The sequence below is a fragment of the Aeromonas sp. HMWF016 genome, assembly GCF_963878195.1.
GTDB classification, from domain to species: Bacteria; Pseudomonadota; Gammaproteobacteria; order Enterobacterales; family Aeromonadaceae; genus Aeromonas; species Aeromonas lacus.
Genome location: NZ_CAWNWX010000108.1, coordinates 29,211 through 38,519, shown reverse-complemented (window position 1 = coordinate 38,519; position 9,309 = coordinate 29,211). Strand labels below are relative to the sequence as shown.

The following is a 9,309-nucleotide window of genomic DNA, read 5'->3' as shown; positions in this document are numbered from 1 at the left end:
CCACCCAGCCCCTCGATCCCCTCGAGTGCGATCTGCTGGATGTGTTCTGCCAGCGTATCTCTGCCGCCTACGACAACCTCTATCTCTACAACCAGCTGCTGCGAGCTCAGGAGGCGACCGTTGTGGCGTTGGCTGCACTGGCGGAGTTCCGCGACTCGGACACCGGCGAACACGTCTTGCGGGTCCAGAAGCTCTCCGATGCCCTGGTGGAAGAGCTGCAGCAGATGGCCGCCTACCCCGAGCAGCTCACCCCCGAGTTTGTCGAGATGATCGGTATGGCCTCCATCCTGCACGATGTGGGCAAGGTGGGCACACCGGACCATATCCTGCACAAGCCGGGGCGCTTCGATCCCGACGAGCGGGCCATCATGGAGCAGCATGCCGGCATTGGCGCCAACATACTGCACAAGGCGGGCGAAATGGTGGAGGGTACCAGCTACCTGTCGCTCGGAGCCGAGATTGCCCGTGGCCACCACGAGCATTTTGACGGCAAGGGTTACCCCGAACGGCTGGCTGGCCAGCAGATCCCGCTCTCGGCGCGGATTGTGGCGGTGGTCGATGTGTTCGATGCTCTGCTCAGCAAACGCCCCTACAAGGAGCCCTGGACTCTGGAGCAGACCATGGAGTACATCCAGTCCCGCTCCGGCACCCAGTTTGACCCCCATGTCGTGGCTGCTCTAGCCCGACTAGTCAACGAATCGCGGCTTCCCTACTCGCTCTGAATCTCATGCCATACCGGTGACGCAACCCACCGGTATGGCATGAAAACTGCCAATTTGTTGCATTTACCGCACACCTACTATCCCCCCGCGATAAACATCCTCTCTCTTTGGCGGCGATATCCGCTGAAATATGGTCATTTAACATCACATCGCTATAATGTCGGCCTGCAAACCCGATATTAAAACCAAGGAAATATCATGAGCCTGAACCTGGTACCGGCCGGCAAGAGCCTGCCCGACGATATCTACGTCATCATCGAAATCCCGCAGAATGCCGACCCGATCAAATACGAAGTCGACAAGGATAGCGGTGCGATTTTTGTAGATCGCTTCATGTCCACCCCGATGTTCTATCCGTGCAACTACGGCTATGTGAACGCGACCCTCTCTCTGGATGGTGACCCCGTCGACGTACTGGTTCCGACCCCCTACCCGCTGCTGGCAGGCTCCGTCATCCGCTGCCGTCCGGTTGGCGTGCTGAAGATGACCGACGAATCTGGCGAAGATGCCAAGATCGTTGCCGTACCGCACTCCAAGCTGACCAAACAGTACGACCACATCCAGGATGTGAACGATCTGCCAGAACTGCTGAAAGCACAGATCCAGCACTTCTTCGAGCGCTACAAAGAGCTGGAAGCAGGCAAATGGGTCAAGGTTGAAGGTTGGGGCGACAAGGCCGCAGCCGAAGCCGAGATCAAAACCTCTGCCGAGCGTTACGCTGCCAAGTAAGCGCAACCTGCAGATAAAGAAGGCGCCTTATGGCGCCTTTTTAGTGGGTTGTTGCGGCAAATTTTGGGGCGTTTCGCCAGCAGGATCCCCCTGAATATATATTTCGCGGCCATCTTGTTGCTGGTAGAGACGGTAGTAGTCGCTCCCGCAGCGATATCCTCCCTCCTTCTGACTCACCAGCTCGCAATTGACCGGCAGCACCTCCAGCCACTTGATAGCCTGCTGGAAGCGCAACCACTCCTGCCACTCATGTTCGCGCGCCAGCTTGTCGCGCAGGGCAAAGGCATCGATACCGTCATCTCCCTTGCTGACGATGACAGGCCCCGCCACTGCAGGCAGGCTCACCGCCACCAACCATCCCAAGAGCCACAGCTTCATAACCCCTCCTCGTGACTTTTTTTCACAATTAAATTTAAAGCCACATCAGTCTGTTATCCGGTTCACAAAACGAAACATCGCCAAACTGGCCCCGCTTCACCTAGTTGTTAATTATCATCCCCGGCAGGAAACACCGCCATGAAGCCAATCGCCGCGCTGTTGCTCGCTTTGACCCTCTCTACCACCGTTCATGCCAGCGAGATCAAGATGAGCTGGCAGTGGCAATCGCCGGGCGGTCAGCACCAGCACTTTCAGCTGACTACAGATGATCAGACCCTGGCAGCGAGCCAGCACGAGATGCAGCTGCTCGATGCCTCCCTCACCAAGCCGCTGGAGACCCTGTACGCCTACATAGGGCCCAGGCTCTACAACAGCATCAATCTCATCAATCAGTACAGCCCCGAGACCGCCACCAAGTTTCGCTCGCTGGAGCAGGCCTTCACCCTGCACGATGACAGCATGGAGTCGCAACTCTTCTGGCAAGCCTACCAGCAGTATCAGGATGACGCCTTCTACCAGATGATGGTGGTGCCCTGCGTGCATCCCTCTAATCGCAAGCTGCCCTGCGTGCGGCCCGACTACTCGCGACTCTTCTACCACTTCAAGGACTCCCTCAAGCCGCTGGCCCGCCAGTTTGCCGCCAAGGATCTCTCAACCAGCGTCAGCCTGCTGCAGGAGTGGCTGAACGCCATCCCGACCCAGCCCGAGCAGATGGATCACTTCGCCCCTCCGCTGCAGGCACTGCAGGAGAACAAGGCAGACAGCGACGAGAAGGCGCTGCTGATGGCAAGTCTGCTGGCCGAACTGGCGCCGCAATATGTGCTCAGCATCATCTATCCCGACATCAGCATCGGCAGCGTCTCGCCCGCCTGGCTAGCCATCACCGCCGACAGCGGCCTAAAGGGCGATACCCTGATGATCAACAACCAGCGCCAGATATTGCTGACCGGATCTCCGCTGATGGTGCAGCAGATGGCACTGGCCAGGATCCCCCTCGTCAGCCAGCCGCTCTACTGATCCCGAGAGCTCAGACCAGCAGCCAATTCATTGATTTTTATCGATGTCATGCCATCCTAGCCCACCTCGTCAAACCGACGGGGTGGTGGCACTTCCGAATTGCGATTCTATTTAACACTTTTTAAACAGATCCGATCAGTTTAGGATGAAGCTCGCCCATTCCCTCAATCTGAAACTCGTTATAACATAACAAATGGAGTGTCATCAGGATGAAACATCTCGTACTTACTTTGGCGCTGCTGCCCTGCCTCGCCTTCGCCAGCAACATCAAGGAAGCGAACCCGGTTCCGCTGGTCAATATCAGCGACAAGGGTGAGCTGGTACTCAGCGGCAAGGAGATCAGCTACCAGCCGTGGCAGAGCAAGACGCTCACCGGCAAGGTGTTCATGATCCAGCATATTGCGGGTCGCTCCAGTGCCAAGGAGCTGAACGCCCCGATGATCGAGGCGATCAAGGCAGCCAAGCTGCCCCATGACAAGTACCAGACGGTCACCATCATCAACAGCAATGACGCCATCTGGGGCACCTCCGGTTTTGTGACGAGCAGTGCCGAGGACAGCAAGAAAGAGTTCCCCTGGTCCGCCATCGTGCTGGATGCCAAGGGAATGGCCCGCAACGCCTGGGATCTGGCGCCGGAGAGTTCAGCCATCATCCTGGTGGATAAAGAGGGCAAGGTGCTGTTTGCCAAAGATGGCCAGCTCGATGCCAATAACATCGCAACCGTGATGGGGCTCATCAAGTCCCATCTCTAAGTCAGAGAGAAAGGGCGCTGATGGCGCCCTTTCCATAAGAGTCTATGGGTCGTATCAAGCTTAAAATCTGGATCGTGTTGCTGGGCTGGTTGTTGCTGCAACCCCTGCTCGCCCGGCATCAGCTTGACTCCGCCCTGCCCGGTCACGACAACCACCACTGTCTGGTCTGCGCCCTCCATCTGGATGGCAAACAGGCTATCACCCCTACCCCATATTGTTACGCTGATAAAACAGCTGACACACCTGTTGTTGCGCTCATGCAACATTCGGCAGATGCCACCCCGCCCCACAGCTACGCAATCCGTGCGCCACCGCTCGCCGCTTTTATCTATCCCTTTGTTTAAGTTCTCTTTTTGTTATTAAAAGGATTCAAGATGAAAGCAGTTACCCTGTTGCTGGCGGTAGCCACCTTTGCCGCGCATGCCAATCACGATGAACACGAAAGTCACAGCCACGGCGCCCACGAACATGGCCACGGCCATCTCAATCTGGTGGTCGATGGCGACCAGCTGATGATCGAGCTGCAAGCCCCTGCCGCCGATCTGGTGGGCTTTGAGCACGCAGCCAAGAGCGATGAAGAGAAGGCGCAATACGCCAAGGCGATCGCCCGCCTCCAGCAGCCTGACACCCTGTTCCGCTTCGACCCGGCCGCCGGCTGCAAGCTGACCCAGCAGGAGCTGCAGACGGCCAAAGAAGATCACGACCATGACCATGACCATGACAAGGCTGCCAGCGGCGAGCATGAGCACCACCATGATCATGACGAAGCGGGTCACGCCGATATGGGCGCCATGTATACCTACACCTGCGCCACCCCGGCCAAACTCACCGGTCTTGAAGCGACCCTGTTCAGCGTCTATCCGAGCCTTGAGAAGCTGAGCGTGCAGGGGATCCTGCCCACCGGCCAGACCGCAGCCGAACTGACCCCGTCCGCCAACAAGCTGAGCTGGTAACGCCATGAAAAACGCCGTGGTTGAGATCCGCGATCTGGCCTTTGCCTGGCCGGGTCACGAGGTTGTACTCGACCTGCCCACCCTGACCATTGCAAAGGGCGAGCGGGTCTTTATCAAGGGGCCGTCGGGCTCCGGCAAATCGACGCTGCTCGGCCTGCTGGCCGGGATCCAGACCGCCAACCACGGCACCCTGGAGGTGCTGGGCCAGCCACTGGCCCAGCTCTCTGGCCGCGCCCGTGACCACTTCCGGGCGGCCAATCTCGGTTACATCTTCCAGCAGTTCAACCTGCTGCCATTTCTCTCGGTGCTGGATAACGTCACCGCTGCGCTCACCTTCTCCCCCGAGAAGCGCAGCCGGCTGCAAGCCACGCCACAACAGGAGGCGAGCCGCCTGCTGGCAGAGCTGCAACTGCCGGACGAAGCGCTGCATCGTCCCGTGCACGCCCTCAGCATTGGCCAGCAGCAGCGGGTTGCCGCCGCGCGGGCGCTGATTGGCTCACCACCGCTGGTGATCGCCGACGAGCCCACCTCGGCCCTCGACACCGACAACCGTGCTGCCTTTATCAAGCTATTGTTCGAGGAGTGCGACAAGCAGGGTTCGACCCTCATCTTCGTCAGCCACGACCCTTACCTCGAACCCCTTTTCCCGCGGGTTGAAAATCTGCAACTGCTCAACCGGAGGGCATCATGCTAAAACTCGCCCTGCAAAGTCTCTGGGCCCGCCGCCTCACCGCCGGGCTCACCCTGCTGGCCATCGCCATCAGCGTCACCCTGCTGCTCGGAGTGGAGCGGGTGCGCAATCAGGCGCGCGACAGTTTTGCCAATACCGTCTCCGGCACCGATCTCATCGTCGGCGCCCGCTCCGGTCAGGTGAATCTGCTGCTCTACTCGGTGTTTCGCATCGGCAACCCGACTAACAACGTGGGATGGGACTCCTATCAGGCCATCAAGCAGAAACCGGGCGTCGCCTGGACCATCCCGCTTTCGCTTGGTGACTCCCACAAGGGATTTCGGGTGCTCGGCACCAATGGCGACTATTTCACCCACCTGAAGTACGGCCAGCAGCAGTCGCTGCAGCTGCGCGAGGGGCGACCATTCGACACGCCATTCGAAGCGGTACTCGGCGCTCAGGTGGCCGAGAAGCTCGGCTATCACCTTGGCCAGTCCATCGTCATCGCCCACGGCGCTGGCAACACCTCCTTCAGCCAGCACGACAACCTGCCGTTCAAGGTGGTGGGCATTCTGGCACCGACCGGTACGCCCATCGATCGCACCATCCATGTGCCGCTGGCGGGGATCGAGGCGATCCATCTCGGCTGGGATACCGGTCGCCACAGCAAGAACGTGACACCGGAGCAGGCGCTGGCGCAGGATCTCACCCCGAAAACCATCACCGCCTTTATGGTGGGGCTGAGCAACCGCATTCTGGCGTTCCAGCTGCAACGCACCATCAACACCTATCCCAGAGAGCCACTGATGGCGATCCTGCCGGGCGCCGCCCTGCAGGAGCTGTGGAGCCTGATGAGCGTGGCGGAAACCGCCCTGTCGGTCATCGCCGGTTTCGTGGTGGTGGCGGGTCTTATCGGCATGCTGACCACCTTGCTGGCCGGGCTTAACGAACGGCGCCGCGAGCTCGCCATATTGCGCTCCCTCGGTGCCGGCCCCACCCATATCTTCCTGCTGCTGGCGCTGGAGGCGATGGCGCTGACCACCGTCGGCATCGCGTTCGGGGTGGCAGTGCTCTATCTCGGGCAGGGGCTTGCTACCCCCTGGCTGCTCAGCCACTATGGCCTGCAACTGAGTCTGGGGCTGCCGAGCGCCTACGAGTGGCAGTTGCTGGGGCTGGTGTGGCTGGCGGGCATGGTGATCGGCCTGCTCCCCGCCGCCCGCGCCTACCGCTACAGCCTGAGCGATGGCATGAGTATTCGCGTCTAGCGAGACGCCCAAAATAGAAACAGAAGGACAGATGATGAAGTGGAAAATAGTGGCGCTGCTCGCCAGCCTGCTGGCTCTGCCCGCCATGGCCGCAGACGATTACAAGACCATCGACTGGGACGTGCTCATCCCGCAAGGGGAGAAGATCCAGCCGCCCCCGCCGATCAACCATGACGGCAACTTTGCCTCGGTGCCGCAACCTGTGGGTGGCGTGAACAAGAAGCTGAATGAGCAGAACGTGCGGCTGCCGGGCTTCGTGGTACCGCTGGAGGGAGATGCCAAGAAGATCACCGCCTTCCTGCTGGTGCCCTACTTTGGCGCCTGCATCCACGTGCCGCCCCCGCCCACCAATCAGGTGGTCTATGTGAGCTACCCCAAGGGGGCGCCAGTGGATGACCTGTGGGACGCCATCTGGGTCAAGGGCAAGATGCGCACAGTCAGCTCCAGCCACGAAATGGCCACCGCCTCCTACGCCATGGATGCGGTGGAGGTGAGCGTTTACGAGGAGTAATCCTCTCTTTGCAAAAAAAGCGGCCTCCACGGAGGCCGCTTTGTTATCTTCAAACTTGGCTTGGAGTAACATTCACCTCCTGCACCTGTGCGAATGGAGTCAGCATGGCCGATCTGCCCCCCCCCAAGAAAGAGAGTTCGATCCTGAGCAGTCAGGAGCAGACTCTGCGTCTGGCCCGCAGCCGCGGCATCGACGGCATGCTCACCCGCAACACCGACAGCACCTTCGAACAGCGCGCCACCTTTCGCCATCTGGCGGATCAGGCCGCCCGCCAGCGCAATCTGGAAGCCATCATGGTGATGGCATCCCGTCACTGCGAAGAGACCGCCGCCGGCGGCGAGATGGACAGCGACTGGCTGACCCGTTTCCTGCAGCTGGCGGAAGATATCAGCATGGTGCCGATGCAACAGCTGTGGGGGCGGATCTTCGCACTGGAGGTCGCCACCCCGGGGCGCTTCTCTATTCGGGCGCTCTCTACCTTGAAGGAGATGACCCAGCGCGAAGCCCAGCTGTTCCAGCGCATCTGCTCCCTCACCTGCCACTATGCGGGCAGTGACGAGCAGCGCCTGCTGCTGGGGCTGCACAAGGGCGCCAGTCTGCTGAGCCGTGCCAAGGCAACCCGGCTGGGGCTCGGCAAATATCGCCTCCCCTACAGCGCCCTGCTGCAGCTGTTCGAGCTCGGTCTGCTGCACAAGGGCGAGCTGGAGTCCGGCCCGCTGCCCGCCGATGGGGTGGAGCTGGAGTTTGGCAACCAGCGCTGGCGGCTGCAGCGCAAGCAGAACAACATCACTCTGCTCTACTACCGGCTCACCCCGGTGGGTAACGAGCTGGCCCAGCTGCTCACCGATGCGCCGCTGGATGAGTACCTGCAGGATCTGAAAACCGTGCTGGTGCAAGGGATGCAGATAGAGGTGCAGCAACAACCGAGCGAGCCGCCCCCCTCCACCACCGAGCCAACTCCCGCAAGCCATCCCTGAACCCGTTCCTAAACACCCCGGGGAGGTAGCCCCTCCCTCATTGCGAATAGGGCGATCTGCATTGCTCTCATCTTCAAAATGATGTGCAAAATGCAGATCGAGCCCCCTCACCGTCCCCATTTTTTGCAACTTGCAAAACAAAATCCCCACCACCACGCTCGCCAGCCCTTTAATGACATAAAAATCATTAAAAACGGAACATGGCCCATCCTTTGCAGATACTTTTGATGTAGATCAAAATTCAACCACCATAGTTCGGGAGCAACGCCATGAGAGTCAATCAACCGGTTACCCAACGCGAACGTCTCTATCCGGAACACCAGAGCCTCATCTCCACCACGGATCTGGAGAGTCGTATCACTTACGCCAATGACGAGTTCTGCGAGATTGCCGGCTTCCAGCTGGACGAACTGGTGGGACAACACCACAATCTGGTGCGCCACCCGGACATGCCGAAACAGGCCTTTGGCGACCTGTGGGGTCACATCAAAGAAGGTAAAAGCTGGATGGGGCCGGTGAAGAACCGCTGCAAAAATGGCGACCACTACTGGGTCAGCGCCTTTGTCACCCCGATCAAGGATGCCAATGGTCGGGTCGTCGAGTACCAGTCAGTGCGCACCGCGCCGAGTGAGGAGATCAAGCAGCGGGCCGAGAAGGTCTATGCTGACCTGCGCAACAACAAGCTGCCGCTGCAACTGCGCATGCCGACCTTCTCCCACACTCTGGCCATCAACCTCTGCCTGCTGCTGAGCCTGGTTGCCATCCTCAGCTTTGGCTACGCCAATACCGTGGGCTGGCAACTGGCTCTGGCCGCCATTCCGCTGGCCGTGGCCGCCATCACCCTCAACGCCCTCTCCCGCCGCCTCGGCAAGCTCAACAAGATGGCTCGCAGCCGCTTCGACAACCCGCTGATGCAGCTGCTCTACACCAACAAGGTGGACAACATCGCCGCCATCGAGCTCTCGATGGTGATGAATCAGGCCGAGTTCAACGCCGTGCTGGCCCGCACCCAGCAGACCTGCAGCCGGATCCTGCAAGCCGCCGAGGGGGATCTGCGCAACGCCGAATCCATCACCGAAAACCTGCAGCAGCAACAGGCCGAGACCAATCAGGTGGCGACCGCCATCACCGAGATGTCCGAGTCCATTCGCGAGGTTTCGCAGAGTTCGACCGACTCCTCCAGCCTGCTGGACGAGACCGCCGATCTGTTCAAGAGCGGCAACAGCAGCGTCACCGAAACCGTCGCCGCCGTTGCCGGCATGAACAGCGAACTGACCACCTCCAGAACGGTTATCAGCGCGCTGGTAGGTCACTGCCGCGATATCGACGGCATCC

Annotated in this window: 12 protein-coding genes; 11 read left to right on the top strand and 1 reads right to left on the bottom strand. The window is 59.9% G+C overall.

From position 1 onward, the window contains the following. Both AACS24_RS18240 and ppa read left to right on the top strand, forming a co-directional pair. Window positions 1-722 (top strand): HD-GYP domain-containing protein (locus tag AACS24_RS18240; protein WP_146181430.1); only part of this gene is annotated, 722 nt, incomplete at its 5' end. Window positions 723-920: 198 nt separating this feature from the next. Next, entirely contained in the window at window positions 921-1,451 is a 531-nt protein-coding gene (gene ppa, locus AACS24_RS18235; protein WP_005335667.1) for an inorganic diphosphatase, read from the top strand. Between the two features lie 27 nt (window positions 1,452-1,478). Here ppa and AACS24_RS18230 read toward each other — a convergent pair whose 3' ends face one another. Further along, the gene (locus AACS24_RS18230; protein WP_108571558.1) at window positions 1,479-1,829 is read right to left on the bottom strand and encodes a hypothetical protein; all 351 of its coding nucleotides are present in this window, start codon (window positions 1,827-1,829) and stop codon (window positions 1,479-1,481) included. Window positions 1,830-1,967: 138 nt separating this feature from the next. Between AACS24_RS18230 and AACS24_RS18225 the strand changes: the two genes are divergently transcribed. From AACS24_RS18225 to AACS24_RS18185, 9 genes are all read left to right on the top strand, one after another. Beyond that, entirely contained in the window at window positions 1,968-2,846 is an 879-nt protein-coding gene (locus tag AACS24_RS18225; protein WP_108571557.1) for a hypothetical protein, read from the top strand. 209 nt (window positions 2,847-3,055) lie between these two features. Beyond that, window positions 3,056-3,598 (top strand): YtfJ family protein, encoded by a 543-nt coding sequence (locus AACS24_RS18220; protein ID WP_108571556.1) that lies wholly within the window; start codon window positions 3,056-3,058, stop codon window positions 3,596-3,598. A gap of 44 nt (window positions 3,599-3,642) precedes the next feature. After that, a complete protein-coding gene (locus tag AACS24_RS18215; RefSeq protein WP_042030443.1) occupies window positions 3,643-3,942 on the top strand; it encodes a DUF2607 family protein in 300 nt (99 codons plus the stop codon). A 30-nt stretch (window positions 3,943-3,972) separates the two neighbouring features. After that, entirely contained in the window at window positions 3,973-4,551 is a 579-nt protein-coding gene (locus AACS24_RS18210) for a DUF2796 domain-containing protein (protein WP_108571555.1), read from the top strand. Between the two features lie 4 nt (window positions 4,552-4,555). Continuing rightward, the gene (locus AACS24_RS18205) at window positions 4,556-5,245 is read left to right on the top strand and encodes an ABC transporter ATP-binding protein (RefSeq protein ID WP_108571554.1); all 690 of its coding nucleotides are present in this window, start codon (window positions 4,556-4,558) and stop codon (window positions 5,243-5,245) included. Then, complete coding sequence (locus AACS24_RS18200; RefSeq protein ID WP_108571553.1) at window positions 5,239-6,486, top strand: ABC transporter permease; 1,248 nt, start codon at window positions 5,239-5,241, stop codon at window positions 6,484-6,486. The genes AACS24_RS18205 and AACS24_RS18200 overlap by 7 nt, the downstream gene beginning before the upstream one ends. 31 nt (window positions 6,487-6,517) lie before the next feature. Continuing rightward, window positions 6,518-6,997 (top strand): DUF3299 domain-containing protein, encoded by a 480-nt coding sequence (locus tag AACS24_RS18195; RefSeq protein ID WP_041210241.1) that lies wholly within the window; start codon window positions 6,518-6,520, stop codon window positions 6,995-6,997. A gap of 104 nt (window positions 6,998-7,101) precedes the next feature. Continuing rightward, window positions 7,102-7,974: a TIGR03899 family protein gene (locus AACS24_RS18190; protein WP_043849907.1), complete on the top strand. Its 873-nt coding sequence runs from the start codon at window positions 7,102-7,104 to the stop codon at window positions 7,972-7,974. 269 nt (window positions 7,975-8,243) lie between these two features. Beyond that, the coding region (locus tag AACS24_RS18185) for a methyl-accepting chemotaxis protein (protein ID WP_375124280.1) at window positions 8,244-9,309 on the top strand (1,066 nt) is incomplete at its 3' end.